Source organism: Caldimonas sp. (assembly GCF_046291045.1).
Taxonomy (GTDB): domain Bacteria; phylum Pseudomonadota; class Gammaproteobacteria; order Burkholderiales; family Burkholderiaceae_C; genus Caldimonas.
Window position 1 is genome coordinate 1 of the sequence record NZ_JBKBSL010000035.1, and the last position, 21,846, is coordinate 21,846.

At 68.5% G+C, this 21,846-nt stretch carries 23 protein-coding genes; 17 read left to right on the forward strand and 6 right to left on the reverse strand.

Features of this window, described 5'->3' with window-relative positions; translation table 11 throughout:
* The first annotated feature begins 75 nt into the window (after positions 1-75).
* Positions 76-507 (forward strand): T6SS immunity protein Tli4 family protein, encoded by a 432-nt coding sequence (locus ACK4ZD_RS12305; protein ID WP_409662510.1) that lies wholly within the window; start codon positions 76-78, stop codon positions 505-507.
* Positions 508-584: 77 nt separating this feature from the next.
* On the opposite strand, the gene ACK4ZD_RS12310 is transcribed toward ACK4ZD_RS12305, so the two are convergent.
* On the reverse strand, positions 585-1,097 hold the full coding sequence (locus tag ACK4ZD_RS12310) for a DUF882 domain-containing protein (protein WP_409662513.1): 513 nt from the start codon (positions 1,095-1,097) through the stop codon (positions 585-587).
* Between the two features lie 302 nt (positions 1,098-1,399).
* Positions 1,400-1,636, reverse strand: coding sequence for a hypothetical protein (locus tag ACK4ZD_RS12315; protein ID WP_409662431.1), 237 nt, complete (start codon positions 1,634-1,636; stop codon positions 1,400-1,402).
* Positions 1,637-1,820: 184 nt separating this feature from the next.
* Here ACK4ZD_RS12315 and ACK4ZD_RS12320 point away from each other — a divergent pair, with 184 nt between their 5' ends.
* Genes ACK4ZD_RS12320 through ACK4ZD_RS12330 form a run of 3 tightly spaced genes read left to right on the forward strand, consistent with a single transcriptional unit; the run spans position 1,821 to position 4,185 of the window.
* Positions 1,821-2,834 carry a peptidase U32 family protein gene (locus tag ACK4ZD_RS12320; RefSeq protein WP_409662434.1) on the forward strand — a complete coding sequence of 338 codons (1,014 nt, stop codon included), beginning with the start codon at positions 1,821-1,823 and terminating at the stop codon, positions 2,832-2,834.
* On the forward strand, positions 2,831-3,757 hold the full coding sequence (locus ACK4ZD_RS12325) for a U32 family peptidase (RefSeq protein ID WP_409662437.1): 927 nt from the start codon (positions 2,831-2,833) through the stop codon (positions 3,755-3,757). Before ACK4ZD_RS12320 ends, ACK4ZD_RS12325 begins: the two co-directional genes overlap by 4 nt.
* Positions 3,754-4,185: an SCP2 domain-containing protein gene (locus ACK4ZD_RS12330; RefSeq protein WP_409662440.1), complete on the forward strand. Its 432-nt coding sequence runs from the start codon at positions 3,754-3,756 to the stop codon at positions 4,183-4,185. The genes ACK4ZD_RS12325 and ACK4ZD_RS12330 overlap by 4 nt, the downstream gene beginning before the upstream one ends.
* Here ACK4ZD_RS12330 and ACK4ZD_RS12335 read toward each other — a convergent pair whose 3' ends face one another.
* The 4 genes from ACK4ZD_RS12335 to ACK4ZD_RS12350 all read right to left on the reverse strand — a co-directional run bounded on the left by ACK4ZD_RS12335 (position 4,186) and on the right by ACK4ZD_RS12350 (position 6,504).
* Entirely contained in the window at positions 4,186-4,518 is a 333-nt protein-coding gene (locus tag ACK4ZD_RS12335; protein ID WP_409662442.1) for a cupin domain-containing protein, read from the reverse strand. It lies immediately after the preceding gene.
* A 49-nt stretch (positions 4,519-4,567) separates the two neighbouring features.
* Positions 4,568-5,683: a hypothetical protein gene (locus ACK4ZD_RS12340; RefSeq protein WP_409662445.1), complete on the reverse strand. Its 1,116-nt coding sequence runs from the start codon at positions 5,681-5,683 to the stop codon at positions 4,568-4,570.
* Complete coding sequence (locus ACK4ZD_RS12345; protein ID WP_409662516.1) at positions 5,680-5,979, reverse strand: metal-sulfur cluster assembly factor; 300 nt, start codon at positions 5,977-5,979, stop codon at positions 5,680-5,682. Before ACK4ZD_RS12345 ends, ACK4ZD_RS12340 begins: the two co-directional genes overlap by 4 nt.
* A 78-nt stretch (positions 5,980-6,057) precedes the next feature.
* Positions 6,058-6,504, reverse strand: a complete 447-nt coding sequence (locus tag ACK4ZD_RS12350) for a putative zinc-binding protein (RefSeq protein WP_409662448.1) — start codon at positions 6,502-6,504, stop codon at positions 6,058-6,060.
* Positions 6,505-6,746: 242 nt separating this feature from the next.
* On the opposite strand from ACK4ZD_RS12350, the gene ACK4ZD_RS12355 reads away from it, so the two are divergent.
* The 13 genes from ACK4ZD_RS12355 (at position 6,747) to ACK4ZD_RS12415 (ending at position 21,834) form a co-directional block, all read left to right on the forward strand.
* Positions 6,747-9,653 (forward strand): adenosylcobalamin-dependent ribonucleoside-diphosphate reductase, encoded by a 2,907-nt coding sequence (locus tag ACK4ZD_RS12355; protein WP_409662451.1) that lies wholly within the window; start codon positions 6,747-6,749, stop codon positions 9,651-9,653.
* 120 nt (positions 9,654-9,773) lie between these two features.
* On the forward strand, positions 9,774-10,562 hold the full coding sequence (locus tag ACK4ZD_RS12360; protein ID WP_409662453.1) for a FadR/GntR family transcriptional regulator: 789 nt from the start codon (positions 9,774-9,776) through the stop codon (positions 10,560-10,562).
* Positions 10,559-11,458 carry an L-threonate dehydrogenase gene (gene ltnD / locus ACK4ZD_RS12365; protein ID WP_409662456.1) on the forward strand — a complete coding sequence of 300 codons (900 nt, stop codon included), beginning with the start codon at positions 10,559-10,561 and terminating at the stop codon, positions 11,456-11,458. Before ACK4ZD_RS12360 ends, ltnD begins: the two co-directional genes overlap by 4 nt.
* The gene (gene otnK / locus ACK4ZD_RS12370; protein ID WP_409662459.1) at positions 11,455-12,714 is read left to right on the forward strand and encodes a 3-oxo-tetronate kinase; all 1,260 of its coding nucleotides are present in this window, start codon (positions 11,455-11,457) and stop codon (positions 12,712-12,714) included. Before ltnD ends, otnK begins: the two co-directional genes overlap by 4 nt.
* A complete protein-coding gene (locus ACK4ZD_RS12375; RefSeq protein ID WP_409662461.1) occupies positions 12,714-13,385 on the forward strand; it encodes an aldolase in 672 nt (223 codons plus the stop codon). The genes otnK and ACK4ZD_RS12375 overlap by 1 nt, the downstream gene beginning before the upstream one ends.
* A gap of 9 nt (positions 13,386-13,394) precedes the next feature.
* A complete protein-coding gene (otnI, locus tag ACK4ZD_RS12380) occupies positions 13,395-14,183 on the forward strand; it encodes a 2-oxo-tetronate isomerase (protein WP_409662464.1) in 789 nt (262 codons plus the stop codon).
* On the forward strand, positions 14,180-15,196 hold the full coding sequence (denD, locus tag ACK4ZD_RS12385; RefSeq protein ID WP_409662467.1) for a D-erythronate dehydrogenase: 1,017 nt from the start codon (positions 14,180-14,182) through the stop codon (positions 15,194-15,196). The genes otnI and denD overlap by 4 nt, the downstream gene beginning before the upstream one ends.
* A 72-nt stretch (positions 15,197-15,268) precedes the next feature.
* A complete protein-coding gene (locus ACK4ZD_RS12390; protein ID WP_409662470.1) occupies positions 15,269-16,240 on the forward strand; it encodes a TRAP transporter substrate-binding protein in 972 nt (323 codons plus the stop codon).
* A gap of 147 nt (positions 16,241-16,387) precedes the next feature.
* Positions 16,388-16,879 (forward strand): TRAP transporter small permease, encoded by a 492-nt coding sequence (locus ACK4ZD_RS12395; protein ID WP_409662473.1) that lies wholly within the window; start codon positions 16,388-16,390, stop codon positions 16,877-16,879.
* A gap of 34 nt (positions 16,880-16,913) precedes the next feature.
* Positions 16,914-18,224: a TRAP transporter large permease gene (locus ACK4ZD_RS12400; RefSeq protein ID WP_409662476.1), complete on the forward strand. Its 1,311-nt coding sequence runs from the start codon at positions 16,914-16,916 to the stop codon at positions 18,222-18,224.
* 20 nt (positions 18,225-18,244) lie between these two features.
* Positions 18,245-19,693, forward strand: a complete 1,449-nt coding sequence (locus tag ACK4ZD_RS12405; protein WP_409662479.1) for an aldehyde dehydrogenase family protein — start codon at positions 18,245-18,247, stop codon at positions 19,691-19,693.
* A gap of 10 nt (positions 19,694-19,703) precedes the next feature.
* Positions 19,704-20,459, forward strand: a complete 756-nt coding sequence (locus ACK4ZD_RS12410; RefSeq protein WP_409662482.1) for an SDR family oxidoreductase — start codon at positions 19,704-19,706, stop codon at positions 20,457-20,459.
* A 199-nt stretch (positions 20,460-20,658) separates the two neighbouring features.
* A complete protein-coding gene (locus tag ACK4ZD_RS12415; RefSeq protein WP_409662484.1) occupies positions 20,659-21,834 on the forward strand; it encodes a rhodanese-like domain-containing protein in 1,176 nt (391 codons plus the stop codon).
* Positions 21,835-21,846 lie beyond the last annotated feature (12 nt).

Sequence of the window (21,846 nt, forward strand, 5' to 3'; positions counted from 1 at the left end):
GCCTCCAACTTGAACTCCTGCGTGTACTGCGCACGCACCTGCTTTGCTGCTGTCATTCCTTGACTCCTTGTCGGCATTTTCAACAAGGACCAAGAACTCCACTTTTCAGGGGCAAGGTCACACCCCGATACCGGCTTGATCCAAAGGCGCAGGCAAATCGAGCGCCAAATGAAGCATTCGGGCTCCGAGTTGCTACGGCTGCAGCAACGGGTGATTCATGGCAGAACCTATGAAGAGTCTGCGGCCCGTGAGCCGGACCAAGTGACCTCGGCCCGTGTACCGGGGCACAGCGCTGTCTTGCAGACCGATCAGTCGGTCGAGGGCCGCTCGGCACCGTTTTTCAAGATGCTGATGTTCAACGGCCACTACATCCCCTCGCTGCCGCGCAGCCTGGAGGAAAAGGCCAAGATCCCGGATCTGACGCGCGCCACCTTGAGCGAAGGCCAGGTGCTGGCGCTGTGGGAGGCCATCACGGCCACGCTGCGGCCGCGGCCTGGGGCGTTGTAGGCGGACCATAAGAGCCGGGGTGCAGCGTTGATGCCCAGCTCCATCGACGAGCCTGTGTGGTGGAGCGTTGCAGGGCCTCACCAACTGCGCACGCGCCCGGTGTCTACGTGCACGAAGTTCGACTGGGCGTAGTAGCCCACGCCGCCAGCCTGCAAGGACAGTGCGGCATCGCGCAGTTTGGGCAAGGCCACGTCGCCCAGACGGATGTCGATGGCCTGGCCGCGCATGTGCAGGCTGGTGGTGGCCACGCCGCTGTGCGCGCTGCGGCGTTGCAGCATCTCGTTCGTCCTGGGCGAGCGGTAGGCAGAAATGACTTCGAAGGGCCGACGGCTGCCGGTTGTTTCGCGCAGCCGGTGCAGCAGGTCGAGCAGGGCCGGATCCATCTCGGCCACGTCGTTGGTGCGGAAGTCCCGCAACAGATGGTTCACGGCTTGCAGGGCGTCGGGCACGTACCGGCCGGCGCTGAAGTACTCGACTGTCAGGCGCTCGCCGGTGTGCAGGTGGAGGAACTCGAGCGTGCGAAAGCCGCAAGAAGCTTGGCTCGGGTTGCTACGGGCCAGCCCGGGCAGGGTCAGCGCCACCGGCGCCATCGCCAAGCGGCCCAGTAGACGCCGACGCAGGGCTTGCGTCGGCTCAAAGAAAGACGGAACCCGCGTGAATGCGGGCGAAGAACGGCTGTCTTGCACGGTGCCTGATCGCTCTCAAGGGGACGCCGGACCATGCCCCAGGCTTTCTGCCGCCCGGAGGGGGCCGGGCGTGGATCACCCGGGGGCACTCGGAAGGCGTCATGCTAACAGCCGCCCGCCATCCCGCTGCGGATTCAGGATTTCAGGATCGTGTCAGATCGTGAATATGCCGCGCCGATTCGATGCAAATGGGGTGAGTTGGTGGCTCAATGCCGTACGAGCTCCATCCCGGTACTCACCACCCGCATGCGCCCATCGGCGCGCATGTCGACGAGCTCCCCGCTGTCCAGGTGGAGTTCGGCCACTCCCGTGGGCTCCCAATGATCCTGCCCGTCGGCAAGCGAGGGGTCGCGCACGAGCTGCTCGAAGGCTTTGACTTTGTAGCGCCGGCCATCGGCCCCTTGAGCGATGAAGGTGTCCAGCAAATGCAGTTTGCGATCCATGCCAACCTCCTGTGTGAAGCTGCCGGGGCAGCCGGGGGCCACCCACCGGCCATTGCATTGTCCTCCCCGTGACCGGCGGAGCAAGCCCTCGCCCCGACAGGGGGCCGGGTTTTGACCGCCGACAAAACCCTGGGCGCCGAGACTGCCTAGAGTCCACCGGTCTCGTGACCTGCGTCCTTCCTGCATGCTCCCATCCGTCAAACCTCAACTCGTCTGCCCGGCCGGCTCATTGCGTGCACTCACGATGGCGGTGGATGCGGGGGCCGATGCCGTCTATCTGGGGCTGAAGGACGCCACCAACGCGCGCAATTTTGCCGGCCTGAATTTCGACCTCGCCCAGGCGCGCGAGGGCATCGCTTACGCCCACCGGCGCGGCGCCCAGGTGTTGATGGCCTTGAACACCTACGCCGATGCGCGTGAGCCCGAGCGCTGGTACCGGGCCGTCGATGTGGCGGCCGAGCTTGGCGCCGATGCGCTGATTTGCGCCGATGTGGCCGTGATGGCTTATGCGCGTGACCATCAGCCTTCTCTGCGTCTTCATCTGTCGGTGCAGGCCTCGGCCACCACCTACGAGGCCATCGAGTTCTACCGCGAGCGCTACGGCATCCAGCGGGCCGTGCTGCCGCGCGTGCTCACCTTGTCGCAGGTGGGCCATGTGGCACGCCATACCCGGGCCGAGGTCGAGGTTTTCGGCTTCGGCAGCTTGTGCGTGATGGTCGAGGGGCGCTGCGCACTGTCGTCGTATGCCACGGGCCAGTCGCCCAACACCGCGGGCGTGTGTTCGCCGCCCTCTGCGGTGAGATGGGTCGATGGCCCGCGGGGCGTGCAGGCGAGGCTGAATGAGGTGCTCATCGACGTGTACGCGCCCGACGAGCCGCGCGGCTACCCCACGCTGTGCAAGGGCCGCTTCCATGTGGAAGGTGTGCGCGACTATGCGCTGGAAGAACCCACCAGCCTCAACACCCTGGCCATCCTGCCGCAGCTGATGGAGATCGGTGTGGCCGCGATCAAAATCGAGGGCCGCCAGCGCAGCCCTGCCTATGTCGAGCAGGTCACGCGCGTGTGGCGCCAGGCCATCGATCACTGCGCCGCGCAGCCGGCGCGCTACACCGTCCAGCCCCAGTGGGTGGCCGACCTGGGCCGCTGGGCCGAAGGCCAGCAGCACACCCTCGGCGCGTACAACAGGCCCTGGCAATGAGCAACGATCGCATCGCCTTCACCGTCGGCCCGGTGCTGTACTACTGGCCGCGCAAGACCCTGATCGAGTTCTACGCCGAGATCGCCGAATCGCCCGCCGACACCGTGGTGCTGGGGGAGGTGGTGTGCTCGCGCCGCCACGAGATGAAGCTCGACGACTGGCGCGACCTGGCGCGCGATCTGGCGGCTGCGGGCAAGGAAGTGGTGCTGGCCAGCCAGGCGCTGATCGAATCGGAAGCCGAGCTGCGCAGCCTGCGCCGCATCGCCGAGCAGGGCGAGTTCTTGGTGGAGGCGGGCGATGCCTCGGCGTTGCGCCTGCTGGCCGGCCGGCCTTTCGTGCTGGGCCCGCACGTCAACGTTTACAGCCGTCCCGCCCTGGCCGAGCATGCCCGACTGGGGGCCATGCGCTGGGTCGCCCCGCTTGAACTCTCGCTGGATGCGATCGCGCGCATCAATCCTCCCGAACAGCCGGTGTGCACCTTGCGCAACGAGCCGTTGATCACCGAGGTGTTCGGCTTTGGGCGGTTGCCACTGGCGTTTTCGGCGCGCTGCTTCACGGCGCGCCACTTCCATCTGCCCAAGGACGAATGTGGCTTCCGCTGCCTCGAGCATCCCGATGGCCTGCTGTTGTCCACCACTGAGGGCGAGCCCTTCCTGGCGCTCAACGGCATCCAGACGCAGTCGGCTGCACAGCACTGCCTGATCGGCGAAGCCCAGGCCTTGCGCGCCGCGGGGGTGCGTCGAGTGCGCCTGTCGCCGTGCAGCCAGCGCTTCACCGAGGTGCTGCAGTGGTTCGACCGGGTCTATCACCGGGGCACACGGGTGGATGAGGCCCGCATCGCCCTGGATGCCCTGAGCCTGCCCGGTGGGCTCGTCAACGGCTTCGCCCACCGGCAGGCCGGATTGCAGCAGGTATTTGCATGAACGCTACTTCGGCTCCAGCCCGTTGGCCGGCCCCTCCACAGGCCCTGCGCTCACTGGTGCAGCGCCTGCCCATCCGTCCGCCGTCGCAGGTGCTGGCACTGGCGCTCAACCGGCTGCTCCGGCCCCGCCTGGGTGAGCCGGAGCGCGCCTTGCTGTCACACCGCGTCGTCGAGATTGCCGTGTCCGACCTGGGGCTGCGCTGCCGGCTGCGCCTGGACGAGCGCGGCTTCCACCCGGCGCCCGACGGCGGCGACGTGACGCTGCGCATCGCCGCCGATGCGGCCAGCTACCTGCGCCTGATGCGCGGGCAGGAGGATGCCGATCGCCTCTTTTTCGAGCGCGCCCTGGTGATGGAAGGCGACACCGAGTACGGCCTCATCCTGAAGAACACGCTCGATGCGCTGGGCCCACTGTGGCCACCGCGCTGATCAGGGGCCGCCCAGCCGCACGGTGACCAGCAGCGAGCAATCGGTGCACGCGTGCACGGCGTGCGGCTCGCCGCCGGGCAGCAGCACGAGCTGCTGTGCCTTCAGCACCCGCTCGCCCTCGGCGGTGGTCACCACCGCTTCGCCTTCCAGCCCCTGGATGGTGATCTCACCCGGCACCTGGTGCTCGGGCAGCGACTGACCGGCGCGCAGCACCACCCGCATCAGCTGCAGCCGCGCTGTCTTGATGAGGCTGGTGCTGGGGGTGTGCGCGATCGCGGGGCCCAGGGGCTGCAGGTCGATCACATCGCGGGCTTGGGCATGGGGCAGGGCCATCGCAAACTCCTGGAGGTGATGCCCATCATGGACCGCCTGGCGCCCACGTTCAAGTCCTTCTCCCGGCCCACAGGCCGGTGACCATGGCCAGCGCGAACCACACGATGGCCAGGGCATGTCCGGCACCGGCCCAGGCCTGCGCCGCCGCATGACCGGCTATCGAGCCGACGACGCGCAGCACCAGACTGGCACTGAGCAGCACGATGGCCCAGCGGGCCCAGGGCACGTAGGCTGGCCGCCACCGGGCGAGCGCCGGCAGGATGATGGGCGCATGGCCGAACACCATCGCAAACACGAAGCCCAGCCACAAGGCATGGCCGGCGGCCTGGGTGGCCGTGGGCACACCCGCCAGGCCGGCCAGGCCCAGCAATGCCGCGATGCCCAGCCAGCCGTAGCCCACGCTCAGACACTGCGCCGTGTGGCCGGGCCATTGCGGGGCCGCCCACTGGCGCGGCGCGAAGTCCCAGCGCAGCAGCCACAGGGCCAACGCCGCGCAGGCGACCCACCACAGCACAGCGGCGGCGGTGCGGCCTGCGGTGCCCGCCAGGGCATCCATCAGCCCCAGCAGCACCGCCGCCAGGGCCACGCCCACCACCACGACAAAGCCCACGCGCACACCCCGGGGCAGCCGGCGCATCTGCATCAGCTCGCGCCGCTCGCCGGCGATGGTGAGCACCAAGAAGGCCATCCAAGCGCGCAAGGCGGCCTCGGCGTCGTTCAAGGCCCAGGCTGCTACACCCAGCCCCCAGCAGGCGGCCCCCAGGGCCTCGACCCCCAGGTGCAGCGACCAGGCCCGCGTGTGTCCGGCCCACAAGTACAGCCCGACCAGACCGGCACTGGCCAGCGCCCACAACCCCAAGGCCAGGGACGCAGCACCCGGGCCCCAGGCGGCCACGCCTCCCAAGGCCGCCAGCAACGGCACGGCATAGCCCAGGCCATGACGCAAGGCCACTGCCCGCTCCAACGAGATGAGCGTGCCGAAGAAGCCGCAGACCATGACCGCGCCATGCAGGCCCAGGGCCCCGGAACCCACGCCGCCCCAGCCCAGGCGTGCCAAGCCGCCACCCAGGCCCTGCAGCAGGTTGGCGGCGGCCAGCAGCGCGCACAGCGCCACCGCCCCACGGCGCAGGGCCGCATCCGGCGAGGAGGCCGCGGCGGGCTTCACCAACCGAAGCGCGCCTTCAGCGCCGGGCTCAGGCGGGCCGGGCTCCAGGGGATGTCCCAGTCCATCCGCACGTCCACCGGCGTGCCCTCGGGGCAGGTCCGGCGCAGCGCTTCGGCCGCGTCGTCGATCATCACGTCGGCCATCGGGCAGGTGGCACTGGTGGGAATGAGCGTGACCTGCACCCCCTGCGGGCTGCATCGGATGGATTCGACCAGACCCAGATCGACGATGCTCTCGCCGATCTCGGGGTCGCGCACCTTTTGCAGCGCGTCACGCAGCGCGGCTTCATCGGGCAGGGCAGGGCGGGGGGGGGGCGCTCACTCATGGCAGGCGCGGGCGCAGAGCTTTCATCATCGCCGTTGTCCGGCCCGCGCTCAAGCCCCGGTGCAGCGGCACCGGCCATGGCCGTTGCATTCGCTTGCGCTGGGGGTCGCCAACGCGTTCATCGCCTGCACCCGCTCGCGCAGGCCGGCGTAGGCGGTGTCGGCCTGTGCGGGGTCGAAGTCGGCGTGGTAGGCCTTGCGCACGCCTTGCTCGCCCAGCTGCACATGGGCCGTGGGCACGATGCCGTGGCGCGCCAGGCTGTGCTTCACGCAGGCCAGAGCACACCCATCGATGGCCAGCACCGGCCGGCCGCCGCCCACCGCCTCGTGCAGTTTTCGCAACAGGCTTGGCACATCGCCGCCCACGCCGGCGATGCACGACATCTCGGCCAGACCCTCGCGGTCCAGGCGCAGCGCAAGGTGGTTGGCCATCTGGGCCGCGCTGGAGCAGCCCGAGCAGGAGTAGGCCAGCGTCAAAGGGGCAGAGGGATGGGGCATGGCAGTCCAACGGCAGGGCAGGTGAGCGACCCACGATACCGGCCCGACGCCACCCCGGTCTTGCCTTGGCGCAAGTCTGCTGCGCCTGCACCGACTTGCCAGAGTCGGCTGACCCAGGTCAACCCGCGGGATCTCCCCGAGCCTTAACGTGCGCTGCCACCCCTGCGCCGGCGCGGTCGCCTCTCGACAGCCGGCGGCAAAGCGCTTTCAATGATCCCGTGGCCCTCAACAGGAGACCGCCCATGCCCGACATCTCGTCCCCCGTCCGCTCGGATGCTTCGACCCTGCCTGCCCAGGCGATCAGCGAGGAGGTGCTGCTCGAGAAGTACGCCAAGGGCGACGAGCGCACACTGGACGATGTGCGCGCCCGGGTGGCGCGGGCCCTGGCCGAGGTCGAGGCGCCCGAGCAGCGCGCGTCGTGGCAGCAACGCTTCTTTGACGCCCAGCGTCAGGGTTTCATCCCGGCCGGGCGCATTCTCTCGGCGGCCGGCACCGAGCTGTCGGCCACGCTGATCAACTGTTTCGTGCAGCCGGTGGGCGACTCCATCTCGCACCTGGACGAAGGCCATCCCGGCATCTACACGGCGCTGACCGAAGCGGCCGAAACCATGCGCCGGGGCGGTGGCGTGGGCTACGACTTCTCGCGCATCCGCCCGCGCGGCGCCTGGGTGGGCAGCACCCAATCCAGCGCCTCCGGGCCGGTGAGCTACATGCGCGTGTTCGACCGTTCCTGCGAGACGGTGGAATCCGCCGGCGCGCGCCGGGGTGCCCAGATGGGTGTGCTGCGCTGCGACCATCCCGACGTGGAGGAGTTCATCCACGCCAAGGACAGCGGCGACCTGCGCAACTTCAACATCTCGGTGGCCGTGACCGATGCCTTCATGCAGGCCGTGGAGGCCGGTACCGAAGTGGAGCTGGTGCACCGCGCCGAGCCTGGCCCGGCCCAAAAGGCGGCCGGCGCTCACCAGCGTGCCGACGGCTTGTGGGTCTACCGCCGCGTCGCCGCGCGCGATCTGTGGGACCAGATCATGCGCTCCACCTACGACCACGCCGAGCCGGGCGTGCTCTTCATCGACCGCATCAACGACGACAACAACCTCGGGTACTGCGAGACGATCGCGAGCACGAATCCTTGCGCTGAGCAACCCCTGCCCCCCTACGGCTGCTGCTGCCTCGGCTCCATCGACCTCACGCGCTTCGTGCGCGAGCCCTTCGAGCCCGGGGCCCGCTTCGACGAGGCGGCTTTTGCCGAGTTGTGCCGCGTGGCCGTGCGCATGCTCGACAATGTGCTCGACGTGACCTACTGGCCGCTGCCCCAGCAGCAGGAAGAGGCCCGCCACAAGCGCCGCGTGGGCCTGGGCTTCACCGGCCTGGGCGATGCCCTGGTCATGCTGGGCCAGCGCTACGACACGCCCGAGGCGCGGGCCACGGCGCGCCGCATCAGCGAGGTGATGCGCGACGCGGCCTACGAGGCTTCGGTGGCGCTCGCGCAGGAGCGAGGCCCCTTCCCGTTGTTCAACGCCGATCTCTACCTCTCACGCGGGGCCTTCGCCTCGCGCCTGCCCCAGCCGCTGAAGGACCGCATCCGCGCCCACGGCATCCGCAACTCGCACCTGCTGTCCATCGCGCCCACCGGCACCATCAGCCTGGCCTTCGCCGACAACGCCAGCAACGGCATCGAGCCTGCCTTCAGCTGGACGTACTCGCGCAAGAAGCGCATGCCCGACGGCACCTTCAAGGAATACGCCGTCGAAGACCACGCCTGGCGCCTGTACCGTCACTTGAAAGGCGAGGACGCGCCGCTCACCGACGCCTTCGTCACCGCCCTGGAGATGAGCGCCAGCGCCCACCAGGAGATGGTGGCTGCGGTGGCGCCGTGCATCGACACGGCCATCTCCAAGACCGTGAACGTGCCGGCCGACTATCCCTATGCCGACTTCCAGGATCTGTACCTGCGCGCCTGGAAATCCGGCCTCAAGGGTCTGGCCACCTACCGGCCCAATGCCGTGCTGGGCTCGGTGCTGAGCGTGGCGCCCAGCACGCCTCAACCCCAGGCTTTGGTGGCCGGCGACGCCAACCGCCGCATGGCGCTCGACCGCTTGCCCGCGCCTGTGCTGGCTTCGCTGCGCTGGCCGGGCCGCCCGGATCTGCCCGCCGGCAACCCGGCCTGGACCTTCATGATCCGCCACCCCTTTGGCGAGTTTGCGCTCTTCGTGGGGGAACTCCCGGGCGAGGGCGCACAGGCTGGGCGCTCCTTGCCTTTCGAAGTGTGGGTGAACGGCGCCGAGCAGCCGCGCGGCCTGGGCGCCATGGCCAAGACCCTGTCGATGGACCTGCGCGCCAATGACAGCGCCTGGCTGCAACTCAAGCTCGACGCCCTGGCCACCGTGGCCGAAGAACGTGCCTTCGACATGCCCTTCCCGCCGCACGGCGAGCCGCGCCGCTTCCCCGGTGTGGTGGCGGCCACGGCCGCCGTCATCCGCTGGCGCTGCGAGCAGCTGGGCGTGTGGAAGGACAGCGCCCTGGAGCGCGCCACGCCGGTGCTCGATGCCATGTTCAGCCGCGACGAACCGCGCACCGGCACCTCGGGCACCCTGGCTTGGTCGGTGGACATCGACAACCCCGCCACCGGCGAATCCTTCACACTCACGCTCAAGGAGGTGACCCTGCCGGGCCCCGATGGCACGCCCATCACTCGGCCCTGTGCCATGGGGCTGTCAGGCAACTACCCGCGCGCCATGGACGGCCTGGCCCGCGTGCTCTCGCTCGACATGCGCGTGATCGATCCGGCCTGGATCGGCATGAAGCTGCGCAAGCTGCTCAACTATGCCGAACCCCTGGGCCACTTCATGGCCTTCGTGCCCGGCCTGCCCCATGGCGAACGCCGCCAGCAGACCTGGCCCTCCACTGTGGCCTACATGGCCCGCCTCATCATCCACCGCTACGCGATGCTGGGCGTGCTCGATGAAGACGGCTTCCCGGTGCGCGAGATGGGCATCCTCCAAGCGCCCCACGCCGAGGGCTCGCCACCCAAGGCCACCACCCCCATGGCCGGCAGCCGCTGCCCCGAGTGCGGGAACATGACGGTCATCCATAAGGACGGGTGCGACTTCTGCACGGCGTGTGGGTACACGGGGACGTGTGGGTGAGCCCCCATGCCGGGGCGCGCATGGCGCTGATGGGTGTCGCCGCTCCCGCGGCCGGTCGTCCCGCGTGACAGCCGGGTTCTCCCGAATGGGATAGGGCGCTCAGATTTGTATGATGACCTGATGAAACGACAGGTCAGCCCTTCTGAACCCCTGCAAGCGCCGGAGCGTCTGTCAGACCAGTTGGCCGACCTGCTGCGCGAGCGCATCGAGCGCGGCGAACTGCGCCCCCAGGATCGCCTGCCCACCGAACAGGAGCTGGCCGAGCGCCACGGCGTGTCGCGCACCGTCGTGCGCGAGGCGGTGAGCCGGCTCAAGTCCATGGGGCTGCTGGTGTCGCGCCAGGGCTCGGGGGTGTACGTGGCGCCTGTCTCGCGGGCCAGGCCGCTGGCCTTCGATCCGGCCGTGCTGCATTCCCTGGAGGCCGTGGTGCAGATCGTCGAGGTGCGCCGGGCGCTGGAAGGCGAGGTGGCCGCCTTGGCAGCCCAGCGCGCCGACGCCGCCGCGGTGGAGCGCATCCTGTCGGCGCTGGCTGCCATCGATGCAGCGGTGGCGGCTGGTGGCGATGGTGTCGAAGAGGATTTGCACTTTCATCGCACCATCGCGACAGCCACCGGCAACCCCCAGTTCACGCGTCTGCTGGGGTTCCTCGAGCAGTACCAGCGCGATGCGATGACCGTGACGCGCGCCAACGAGGCGATGCGTGAGGACTTCATGGAACAGGTGCGGGCCGAGCACCGCGACATCGCGCAGGCCATCGCTGCCCACGACTCCGAGCGGGCCCGGCGGGCCGCCACCACCCACATGCTGCGGGCGGCTCGCCGCATCGAGGAGGCCGATGCGTCGGTGCGCGCGGCCCTCAGCGCTGCGCTGGTGCCGCGTCGCGACCCCTTGAAAGGATCTGCCGCATGACATCCAAAACCCTGGGCGTGATCGGCCTGGGCTCCATGGGCCTGGGCGCGGCGCTCTCGGCCCATCGCAGGGGCGTGCCCACCTGGGGCTGCGACCCGCGCGCCGAAGCCCGCGAAGCTTTTGCCGAAGAAGGCGGCCGCGTGGCCGCCAGCCCGGCCGAACTGGCCGTGCAGTGCGACGTGGTGCTCATCCTTGTGGTCAATGCCGCGCAGACCGAAGACGTGCTCTTTGGCAGCGGCGCGGTGGCCGAGCACCTGAAGCCCGGCTCGGTGGTGGTGGCCTCGGCCACGGTGGATCCGTCCCTGCCGCCGCAATGGGAGTCCCGCCTGCTGGAGCGCGGCCTGTGGTTGATCGACGGCCCCGTCTCCGGCGGCCCCGCCAAGGCTGCCCAAGGTCAGATGACGGTGATGGCCTCGGGCCGACCCGAAGCCTTCGAAGCCGCCGGCGACGTGCTCGAGGCCCTGGCCGGCAAGGTCTACCGTCTGGGCGATGCCGCGGGCATCGGCTCGACGGTGAAGATGGTCAACCAGCACCTGGCCGGTGTGCACATCGCAGCGGCTGCCGAAGCCATGGCGCTGGGTCTGCGCGCCGGGGCCGACCCGGCCCAGCTCTACGAGGTGATCTGCCACTCGGCCGGCATGAGCTGGATGTTCCAGAACCGCGTGCCCCACATCCTGTCGGGCGACTACCGGCCGCGCTCGGCCGTGAACATCTTCGTGAAGGATCTGGGCATCGTGCTGGATGCCGCGCGCAAGTTCACGATGCCGCTGCCGCTGGCGGCGTCAGCCCACCAGATGTACCTGCAGGCCGCCGCCGCCGGCCTTGGGAGCGAGGACGACAGCGCGGTGATCAAGATCTTCCCCGGCATCCAACTGCCCCAGGGAGCCTCGACATGACGGTGCTGGGCGTCATCGCCGACGATTTCACCGGCGCCACCGACGTAGCCAGCATGCTGGTGCGCGCGGGCATGCGCACGGTGCAAGTGATGGGAGTTCCCGAAGGTTCGCCGCCAAAAGCCGATGCGGTGGTGGTGGCGTTGAAATCGCGCACCACGCCGGCGGCTCAGGCCGTGGCCGATTCGCTTGCGGCTTTGCGTTGGCTGCAGGTGGCCGGTGCGCGCCAGTTCTACTTCAAATACTGCTCCACCTTCGACTCCACGCCCGCGGGCAACATCGGTCCGGTGGCCGAGGCCTTGCTGGAAGCGCTGGACAGCGATTTCACCATCGCCTGCCCCGCCTTCCCGGAGAACGGTCGCACCGTGTTTCGCGGGCACCTGTTCGTGGGCGACCAGTTGCTGTCCGACTCCGGGATGCGACAGCACCCGCTCACCCCGATGACGGATGCGAACCTGGTGCGCGTGTTGCAAGCGCAGTCGCGCGGCCGGGTGGGTCTGGTGAGTTACGACACGGTCGGGCAAGGTGTGCAAGCCGTGCGGGACTGCGTGGCCCGGTTGCGCGCCGAGGGTGTGCGCCTGGCCGTGGCCGACGCCATCGACAACGAGGATCTGCGCACCCTCGCGGCGGCCTGTGCCGAGCTGCCGCTGATCACCGCTGGCTCGGGCGTGGCCCTGGGTCTGCCCGCGGTGTATGCGGCGCGCGGCTGGATCCGGCCCGATGCCCAGGCGGCTGTGCTGCCTGCCGTGGGCGGTGCGGCGGCGGTGCTCTCGGGCTCGTGTTCGGGGGCCACCCACGCGCAGGTGCAGCACTGGATCGAGGCGGGCCGGCCCGCGCTGCGCATCGATGCGCGCGAGCTTGCGCAAGGCCGCCCCGTGGCAGCCCAGGCCCTGGCCTGGGCGCGTGATCGGCTGGCCGGACAGCCGGTCCTCATCTATGCCACGGCGTTGCCCGAGGAGGTGCGAACGATCCAGGCGGAACTGGGTGCCGAGCGGGCGGGGGCGTCGGTGGAGCAGTGCCTCGCCACGATCGCGCAGGGCCTGGTCGAGGCAGGCGTGCGCCGCCTGGTGGTGGCCGGGGGCGAAACCTCCGGCGCCGTGGTGAAGGCCCTGGGCGTGCAGCAACTGCGCATCGGCGCGCCCATCGACCCGGGCGTACCCTGGACGCAGGCCGAGGGCCGGCCGCTGCTGCTGGCGCTCAAGTCGGGCAACTTCGGCAGCATCGACTTTTTCAGCAAGGCCTTGGGGCAGGTGGCGTGATGAACCACCAAGACGCTCTGCGCGTGGAGATCTGCCGCATCGGCCGCTCGCTCTTCGAGCGCGCCTACGTGCATGCCACGGCGGGCAACATCAGCGTGCGGCTCGACGAGGCGCAAGGCAGCGGCTTCCTGATCACGCCCACCGATGCCTGCTTGGGTTTCCTGGAACCCAGCCAACTGGCCTGGGTGGATGCCCGTGGCGTGCAGCGCAGCGGCGAGCGCGCCAGCAAGACGCTGGCCCTGCATCGGCACCTCTACGACGCCGCGCCCGAGGCGCGCTGCATCCTCCACACCCATTCCACCCACCTCGTGGCACTCACGCTGCAAGGCGCGTGGAGCGCGGATGACATCGTGCCGCCGCTGACGCCCTACTACGTGATGAAGGTGGGCCATGTGCCACTGATTCCCTACCACCGCCCGGGCGACCCGGCCGTGGCCGAGGCGGTGGTGCAAGCCATCACGCAGGCCGCGCAGCGGGGCGCACAGCTGCGCGCCGTGATGCTCGACCGCCTGGGCCCCGTGGTGTGGGGCCCAAGCCCGGCACAGGCCATGGCCACGTTGGAAGAGCTGGAGGAAACCGCGAAGCTGTGGCTGATGTGCCACCGCAAGCCTGCGCCCTTGACCGATCCGCAGATCGAAGAACTGCGCCGCCACTTCGGCGCGTGCTGGTGAGACCCGACCATGCCCCGATTCGCCGCCAACCTGTCGATGATGTACACGGAGCACGATTTCCTGGACCGCTTCGCCGCCGCCGCGGCCGATGGGTTCAAGGCTGTCGAGTTCCTCTTTCCCTATGCCTATGCGCCCGCCGAGATCGCGAAGCGGCTGCGTGAGCAGGGCCTCACGCAAGCCTTGTTCAACCTGCCTCCTGGCGACTGGGCCGGCGGTGAGCGGGGCCTGGCCGCACTGCCGGGCCGTGAGGACGAATTCGCCGCCAGCGTGCAGCAGGCTTTGGTGTACGCCCAGGCCACCGGCTGCCGCCGCCTGCACGTGATGGCCGGCGTGGCGAGCGCCGGCGCCGACCGCGAGGCGATGCGGCGCACCTACGTGGCCAACCTGCGGCATGCCGCTGCCCAGTTCGCTGCACACGGCATCACCGCGCTGATCGAACCCATCAACACCCGCGACATGCCGGGCTACTTCCTCACCCACCAGCAGCAGGCGCACGACGTGGTGGCTGAAGTGGGAGCCTCCAACCTGAAGGTGCAGATGGACCTGTACCACTGCCAGATCATGGAAGGCGACTTGCTGATGCGCTTGAAGCGCCACATCGACGGCGTGGGCCACCTGCAGATCGCTGGTGTGCCGCAGCGTCACGAGCCCGACACCGGCGAAGTCAACTACCGCTGGCTCTTCGACGAAATCGACGCCTTGGGCTACGAAGGCTACATCGGCTGCGAATACCGTCCGAGCGAGGGCACCTCGGAAGGTCTGGGCTGGTTTGCGCCCTACAAGGAGGCGCAAGCATGAAAGTGCTGATCACCGGCGGGGCCGGTTTCCTCGGCGCACGTCTGGCGCGCGAACTGCTGCAACGCGGCCGCCTGCGAGGGCAGCGCATCGAGCGGCTCGTGCTGGCCGACCTGGCCGAAGCACGCGACCCCGCTTTGCGCGAGGACGCTCGGGTGCAGATGCAGGTGGGCGACTTGCTCGGCCAGTTGCCTGTGCTGGCCGCCGAGCCGTTCGATGCGGTCTTTCACCTGGCGTCGGCCGTCTCGGCCGAGTGCGAGGCCGACTTCGACCTGGGCCTGCGCTCCAACCTCGATGCCACGCGTGCGCTGCTCGACGCCTGCCGGGTGCAGTCGAGCCGGGGCGGGCCGGTGCCGCTGTTCGTCTTCTCCAGCTCCGTGGCGGTGTACGGATCGGACCCCGCGCTGCCGCTGCCGGCCGTGGTGGACGACCGTACCCTGCCCACGCCGCAGTCGAGCTACGGCATTCACAAATTCATCTGCGAGCAGCTCGTGGCCGACTACACCCGCAAGGGCTACATCGACGGCCGCGCCGCGCGCCTGATGACGGTGTCGGTGCGGCCCGGGCGGCCCAACGGTGCGGCGTCCTCATTCCTGTCGGGCATCGTGCGCGAGCCGCTGGCCGGACAGCACGCCGTCTGCCCGGTGGCGCCCGACACGGCGGTAGCGCTGGCCTCGCCGGCCACCACGATGGCCGGTCTGATAGCCGTGGCCGAGGCCAGTCGCGAAGCGTTCGGCGGGCGCACGGCCTTGAACCTGCCGGCGCTCACCGTCACCGTGCAGCAGATGCTCGACGCGCTGCGCGAAGTGGGCGGGGAGGAAGCCCGGCGGCTCGTGCGCTTCGAGCCTGATGCCGCCATCGCGCGCATCGTTGGCGGCTGGCCCTCGCGATTCGACAACGCGCGCGCGAGCAGCCTTGGGCTGACCCCGGATCGTGATTTCTACAGTGTCGTGCGGCAATACGTGCGCGACCATCGGGAGGCCGTGCGCAATGCTCAGGCGCTGTCGTCTTGCTGAATTTCCGTTGGTTACCACAACAAGAAGACCGTTCTTTCCTCCACTCCCCCACTCACCACAGGAGACAAGCCCATGAAACTCAAGTCCATCGTTGCCCTCGTTGCCGCCGGTCTGGGACTGGCCGCCGCGGCCCAGGCGCAAACCGTGCTCAAGATCGGCTACGCCACCTCGCCGCAGTCGCACTACGGCGTGGGGTCCACCGTGTTCTGCGACGAGGTCGAGAAGGGCACGCAGGGCCGCTACAAGTGCCAGCACTTCCCCAACTCTGCTCTGGGTGGCGAGCGCGAGCAGATCGAGGCGGTGCAACTGGGCACGCAGGACCTGGTGAACACCTCCACCGGCCCGCTGGGCAATTTCGTGCCGGAGGTCAAGATCGTCGACATTCCCTTCCTCTTCCGCGACTACGACCACGCCCGCAAGGTGATGGACGGCCCCATCGGCCAGGACCTGCTCAAGAAGATGGCCACCAAGGGACTGATCGGCCTGGCCTGGACGGAGAACGGCTTCCGTCACATGACCAACTCCAAGCGTCCCATCGTGCAGGCATCCGATGCGGCGGGTCTGAAGATGCGCACGATGGAAAACAAGGTGCACATGGACGGCTACAAGACCTTCGGCATCCTGCCCACGCCCATGCCCTTCCCCGAGCTGTTCACCGCGCTGCAGCAGGGCACGGTCGATGGCCAGGAGAACCCGATCCCGGTGATCCTGTCGTCCAAGTTCTCGCAGGTCCAAAAACACCTGTCGCTCACTGGCCATGTGTACTCGCCGGCCGTGCTGATCCTCTCTCCAGCGGTGTGGAACAAGTTGTCCGATGCCGACAAGAAAGTGTTCGTCGAGGCCGCCAAGAAAGGGGCCGCGGCCCAGCGCAAGAAGGTCAACGACGACGAAAACAACGGCATTGCCCAGCTCAAGGCCGATGGCATGCAGGTGGTCGAAAAGGTCGATGGCGAGAGCTTCCGCAAGGCGGTGGCCCCGGCCTATGCTCAGTTCGCCAAGGAGTTCGGCGCCGACCGGATCGCGGCGATTCAGGCGGTGCGGTAAGGCCCACCCCTGAGGGCTTCGTGCCCCCTCCAGGGGCCGCCGCTGACGGACCGACCCAGACCGATCCGCGGCGGTGGCTGGCACCTTGCGGGTCAGGGGGCTGCTGGCGAATCACCAAACTCACTTGGGACGGTGGAGATGGGTGTGATGAGAAGTGTGTTGCGCGGGGTGGACCGGGCGGTGGAGGCCGTGGCGCTCCACGTCGCCTGCGCCTTGCTCGCCGTGATCGCTTGCCTGGGGTTGTGGCAGGTGGTGTCGCGTTTCGTGCTGTCGCAGCCGTCCACCTTCACCGAGGAGGCCATGCGCCGCTTGCTGATCTGGATGGTGATGCTGGGGGTCGTGGCGGCCTTTCGCCAGGGCGCGCTGGTGTCGGTGGACCTGATGCTGCGCCTGTCCACCGGCGCCTGGCGTCGTTTCGTGCACGGCGTCATCACCGCCAGCAGTCTGGCCTTCCTGGCCGTTCTGGTGTGGTACGGCATCGACCTGTCGTGGCGGGTGCGTTTCCAGACCTTCGCCAGCATGGACATTTCCATGGGCTGGGCCTATGCGGCGCTGCCCGTGGGGGCGCTGCTGGCGATGGTGGCCGTGGCAGCCCACCACATCGACCCCCGCCACCAAGAACTCGACACCGCGCAATGACGCGCGTCATCCGCTCGGCACCAAGGATCTGCTGATGTCGTTCACCTTGCTCGTCACGATGCTGCTGGGCTTTGCCTTCAGCGTCTCGATCGCCGTGTCCATCGGCGGCGCGGCCATGCTGGGCATGGCCATCTTCGAAGCCGACAAGCTCATCCTGGCCCCCAAGGAGATGTTCACCGCCATCGACAAATTCCCACTGGCGGCCATCCCCTTTTTCATCCTGGCTGGCAACCTGATGGAGACCGGCGGCATCTCGCGTCGTCTGGTGGAGTTCGCCAAATCCCTCGTCGGCGGCGTGCAGGGCGGCCTGCCGATGACCTGCGTGCTCACCTGCATGATCTTTGCCGCGGTGTCGGGCTCGTCGGTGGCTACCACCTTCGCGATCGGGGCCATCTTGGTGCCCGCGTTGATCCAGCACGGCTACCCGAGGAGCTACGCCGCCTCGTTGCAGGCCACCTCGGCCGAGCTGGGGGTGGTGATTCCCCCGTCCATCCCGATGATCCTCTTCGGCGTCTCGGCCGAGGTGTCGATCGGCGAGCTCTTCATCGCTGGCATCGGCCCGGGCCTGTTGATCGGCGGCGTGCTGATGCTCTTCGTCTACCTCTATTGCCGCTGGAAGGGCTGGGGCAAGCACGATGGCGATGGCCGCCAGCCGGTGCTACAGGCCGCGGGCCGCGCCGGCTGGGCGCTGCTGATGCCCGTCATCATCCTCGGTGGCATCTATGGCGGCATCTTCACGCCCACCGAAGCCTCGGTGGTGGCGGTCTTCTATGCCTTGATCGTGGGCTTCCTGATCCACCGCGAGCTCAGCTTGCGCGACCTGCTCCCCGTGCTGCGCAAGTCGGTCATCTCCAGCGCGGTGATCATGTTCATCATCGCCAACGCCGGCCTGTTCGCCTACCTCATCACCCGCGCCGGCGTCCCCGATGCGCTGGGCCAGTGGCTCACCGAGGTGCTGCGCTCGCCGGCCTGGTTCCTGCTGGGCGTGAACGCCGCGCTCTTCGTGATCGGCATGTTCATCGAGACCTCGGCGGCCATCATCGTGCTGGCCCCCATCCTCGTGCCGGTGGCCGCGCATTTCGGTATCGACCCGGTGCATTTCGGCATCATCATGGTGGTCAACCTGGCCATGGGCATGATCACGCCGCCCTTCGGGGTCAACCTCTTCGCCGCTTGCACCGTGGCGCGCATCTCGCTCGACCAGATCATTCGGCACTTGTTGCCCTTCGTGCTCGTGATCCTGGGCTGCCTGATGATCATCACCTATGTTCCAGGCCTCAGTCTGAGCCTGCGCGACCTGGTGTTTGCCGCCCCGGCTGCCGGCCCGGCGATCGGTCCGCAGTGAGCGCAGAGAAGGAGTCCGCCATGAACACCGTCCCCCGTCACCTGCACTTCATCGCGCACCGTCGCGTGCCTTCTGCCAGCGGCGACACCCTGCCGGTGATCGACCCCTCCGACGGCCAGGTTTTTGCCGAGATCGCCCGGGGCGGTGCGGCCGAGATCGACCAGGCCGTGGCCGCGGCCCGACGCGCCGCCGAGGGCGCCTGGGGGCGCATGCCGGGCGTGGAGCGTGGGCGCGTCCTGGCGCGCACCTGTGCGCTGATCCAGCGGCACGCCGACGAGCTGATGCAGATCGAGTCGCGCGACTGCGGCAAGCCCCTCACCCAAGCACGCAATGACGTCACCGCGGTGGCGCGCTACTTCGAGTTCTATGCCGGCGCGGCCGACAAGGTGGGCGGCCAGGTGTTGCCGTACCTGGCCGGCTACACCGTGCTGGCCGACCGTGAACCGCATGGCGTGACCGGCCACATCATTCCTTGGAACTACCCGCTGCAGATCTTCGGCCGCTCGGTGGGGGCGGCGCTGGCTGCGGGCAACGCCTGTGTGGTCAAGCCCGCCGAGGACGCCTGCCTGTCGCTGCTGCGCCTGGCCGAACTGTTGGCCGAAGCGGGCCTGCCCGAAGGGGCCTTGAACATCGTCACCGGGCTGGGCAGCGAGGCGGGCGCGGCGCTGGCAGCCCACCCGGGGCTGGACCACATCTCTTTCACCGGCTCGCCGCCCACCGGCACCCGCGTGGCCCAGGCTGCAGCGGCGAATCACGTGCCGGTCACACTGGAGCTGGGCGGCAAGTCGCCCCAGGTGGTGTTCGACGATGCCGACCTCGATGCCGCTGTGCCGGTGATCGTCAACGCCATCGTCCAGAACGCCGGGCAGACCTGCTCGGCCGGCAGCCGTTTGCTGGTGCAGCGTGGTGCCTACGAGCCGCTGCTGGCGAAGCTCTCGGCGGCCTTCTCGGCGCTGCGCGTGGGGCCGGCCGCGGCCGACCTGGCCTGCGGCCCGCTGATTCGCGCCTCGCAGCTGGCCCACGTGCGGCACATGGTGCACGAAGCCCGCGACGACGGTCTCGTCGTCGCCGCCCACGGCCAGATCGTCACCGATGCACCGCACGGCGGCTACTACTTCGCACCCACGCTCTTTCGCGACGTGCCGCCGGCCCACCGTCTGGCGCAGGAGGAGGTCTTTGGGCCGGTGCTCGCCGCCATGGCCTTCGACACCGAGGACGAGGCGTTGCGCCTGGCCAACGGCACGCGCTTCGGCCTGGTGGCCGGCGTGTGGACGCGCGACGGTTCGCGCGCGCTGCGCCTGGCCAAGCGTTTGCGCTGCGGCCAGGTCTTCATCAACAACTACGGCGCGGCCGGTGGGGTGGAACTGCCCTTCGGCGGCGTCAAGGCCAGCGGCCACGGGCGCGAGAAGGGTCTCGAAGGCCTGATCAGCTTCACGCGCGTGAAAACCATCGCCATCAAGCACGACTGAGGAGTTTCCGATGAGACTGAAGGACAAGATCGCCATCGTCACCGGTGCCGGTTCCGGCTTTGGCGAAGGCATCGCCAAGCGCTTTGCGCAGGAGGGCTGCAAGGTCATCGTGAACGACCTCGTCGCCGAGGGCGGGCAGCGCGTGGCGGCCGAGATCTGCACCGCTGGTGGCCAGGCGCATTTCATCCAGGCCGATGTGTCCAAGGATGGCGATGTCAAGCGCCTGGTCGATGGCTGCATCGCCCACTTCGGCGGCTTGCACATCGTCGTCAACAACGCCGGCACCACCCATCGCAACCGGCCGATGCTGGAGGTGAGCGAGGAGGAGTTCGACCGCATCTATGCCGTCAACGTGAAGAGCCTCTTCCTCACCGCCAAGCACGCCGTGCCGCACTTCCGTTCGCAGAGGAATGGCTGCTTCATCACCATCGCCTCCACCGCCGGTGTGCGTCCCCGTCCCGGCCTCACCTGGTACAACGGCAGCAAGGGCGCGGCCATCACCACCAGCCGCTCGATGGCTGCCGAACTCGGCCCCGACAACATCCGCGTCAACGTCATCAACCCAGTGGCCGGCGAGACGGCGCTGCTGGCGCAGTTCATGGGCGAGGACACACCCGAGCGCCGCGCAAAGTTCATCGCCACCGTGCCGCTGGGCCGATTGAGCCGGCCGCTGGACGTTGCCAACGCCGCACTCTACCTCGCCAGCGATGAGGCCGAGTTCATCACCGGCGCCTGCCTGGAGGTCGATGGCGGGCGCTGCGTGTAACATTTCGTTTCATTTGTCGATCGGCGATTGCTGCAATTGACACGTTTGACGAGCATGATTTAACGAAGAAGCTGGGCTTGCCCGCGACGAGCATTGACGTGTCGCCTGGGTGGCGCAGCATGTCGGGTATCTTTCGCCCCACTAGGGCTCCCATCGGAGCCCTGGCTCATGACCATTCAAGATGTGCAGGGGTACCGACATGACCATCTCGATGATTTCTCGCGCCGCCGTGCTCGCGGTGGGGACGGCTGTGACGCTGGCGGCCGGGCCGCTGGCGGCGCAGACCAAGGTGCTGATCAATCCGGGAGATCAAGGCGAGCAATCTCGCTTTGCGATCTACAGCGTGTGGAAGACCGCCGTCGAAACGGCTTTGCGCAAAGATCGGCTGACGCCGGCGGTCGCCTTGTCCACCGATGCCACGGTTGATCTGGCCACCACACGCTCACGCCTGCATGACATCTTCGTCGCGCCCGCTCATGTGATTGGCAGCGCGCTGCGCTATGGCTACACCCCGGTCGTCGGTCTCGATGCCCCCGTGCAGGCCGTGCTGGTCGTCCCCAAGGACAGCCCCGTGAAGTCGCTGCAGGACGCCGCTGGCAAGCGTTTGGGCCTGCCCCTGCAAGACAGCATCGTGACCTACTTGGTGCGCGGAGAGGTCAACGCGGCCAACACCACCATCAAGCGCCACTTCGGCGGCATCTACGAGACCCGCTACCAGGAGGCGCTGCTGCCCTGCCTTCATTTGCGTCGCTGCGACGTGGTGGCTGTCGAGCGCGCCGTGTATGACCGCTGGGCCGCCGCCGGCGAGCCCGTGCGCATCATCTTGCAGAGCAAGCCCTCACCCGGGTTGAGCGTCGCGATCAAAGACGGCAGCGGCATCAACGCCGACACCGTGCGTGCTGCGATCGCCGAGAGCAGCGCCATCACCCAGGGCGTGAAGCTCGCCTCGCTGTCCAAGCGCGACTTCGAATACGTCTCGACCCTGGGCTACTTCACCCCGCGGGCCTTGCCTGGGGCCACGGTCGTCGATGCGAAGACCGTCCAGCAACTCCTGCAGTCCGGCGCGCAGTACATCGACACGCGCACCGAGGCTGAATTCCGCGCCGGCCGCGTGCCCGGTGCCAAGCTCGTCCCCTATGTCGAGAAAAGCCCCAAGGAGGCCGACTACGACCCCTCGCTCGACAAGTTCGACCTGACCCAATTGCCCGCCGACAAAAGCGTTCCGGTGATCTTCGCCTGCAACGGAGCCGAATGCTGGAAGAGCTACAAGGCCAGCCATGCCGCCGTGAAGGCCGGCTACACCAAGGTGCACTGGTTCCGCGGCGGGTTCCCGGAGTGGCGCAGCGCAGGGCTGCAGGTGCACACAGACGACTGACAGTGGCGAGGG

Coding starts and splice junctions, on each gene's coding strand:
- ACK4ZD_RS12310 (WP_409662513.1), bottom strand. CDS start 1,097: ATGGCGCCGGTGGCGCTGACCCTGCCCGGGCTGGCCCGTAGCAACCCG.
- ACK4ZD_RS12315 (WP_409662431.1), bottom strand. CDS start 1,636: ATGGATCGCAAACTGCATTTGCTGGACACCTTCATCGCTCAAGGGGCC.
- ACK4ZD_RS12320 (WP_409662434.1), top strand. CDS start 1,821: ATGCTCCCATCCGTCAAACCTCAACTCGTCTGCCCGGCCGGCTCATTG.
- ACK4ZD_RS12325 (WP_409662437.1), top strand. CDS start 2,831: ATGAGCAACGATCGCATCGCCTTCACCGTCGGCCCGGTGCTGTACTAC.
- ACK4ZD_RS12330 (WP_409662440.1), top strand. CDS start 3,754: ATGAACGCTACTTCGGCTCCAGCCCGTTGGCCGGCCCCTCCACAGGCC.
- ACK4ZD_RS12335 (WP_409662442.1), bottom strand. CDS start 4,518: ATGGCCCTGCCCCATGCCCAAGCCCGCGATGTGATCGACCTGCAGCCC.
- ACK4ZD_RS12350 (WP_409662448.1), bottom strand. CDS start 6,504: ATGCCCCATCCCTCTGCCCCTTTGACGCTGGCCTACTCCTGCTCGGGC.
- ACK4ZD_RS12355 (WP_409662451.1), top strand. CDS start 6,747: ATGCCCGACATCTCGTCCCCCGTCCGCTCGGATGCTTCGACCCTGCCT.
- ACK4ZD_RS12360 (WP_409662453.1), top strand. CDS start 9,774: ATGAAACGACAGGTCAGCCCTTCTGAACCCCTGCAAGCGCCGGAGCGT.
- ltnD (WP_409662456.1), top strand. CDS start 10,559: ATGACATCCAAAACCCTGGGCGTGATCGGCCTGGGCTCCATGGGCCTG.
- otnK (WP_409662459.1), top strand. CDS start 11,455: ATGACGGTGCTGGGCGTCATCGCCGACGATTTCACCGGCGCCACCGAC.
- ACK4ZD_RS12375 (WP_409662461.1), top strand. CDS start 12,714: ATGAACCACCAAGACGCTCTGCGCGTGGAGATCTGCCGCATCGGCCGC.
- otnI (WP_409662464.1), top strand. CDS start 13,395: ATGCCCCGATTCGCCGCCAACCTGTCGATGATGTACACGGAGCACGAT.
- denD (WP_409662467.1), top strand. CDS start 14,180: ATGAAAGTGCTGATCACCGGCGGGGCCGGTTTCCTCGGCGCACGTCTG.
- ACK4ZD_RS12390 (WP_409662470.1), top strand. CDS start 15,269: ATGAAACTCAAGTCCATCGTTGCCCTCGTTGCCGCCGGTCTGGGACTG.
- ACK4ZD_RS12395 (WP_409662473.1), top strand. CDS start 16,388: ATGAGAAGTGTGTTGCGCGGGGTGGACCGGGCGGTGGAGGCCGTGGCG.
- ACK4ZD_RS12400 (WP_409662476.1), top strand. CDS start 16,914: ATGTCGTTCACCTTGCTCGTCACGATGCTGCTGGGCTTTGCCTTCAGC.
- ACK4ZD_RS12405 (WP_409662479.1), top strand. CDS start 18,245: ATGAACACCGTCCCCCGTCACCTGCACTTCATCGCGCACCGTCGCGTG.
- ACK4ZD_RS12410 (WP_409662482.1), top strand. CDS start 19,704: ATGAGACTGAAGGACAAGATCGCCATCGTCACCGGTGCCGGTTCCGGC.
- ACK4ZD_RS12415 (WP_409662484.1), top strand. CDS start 20,659: ATGACCATCTCGATGATTTCTCGCGCCGCCGTGCTCGCGGTGGGGACG.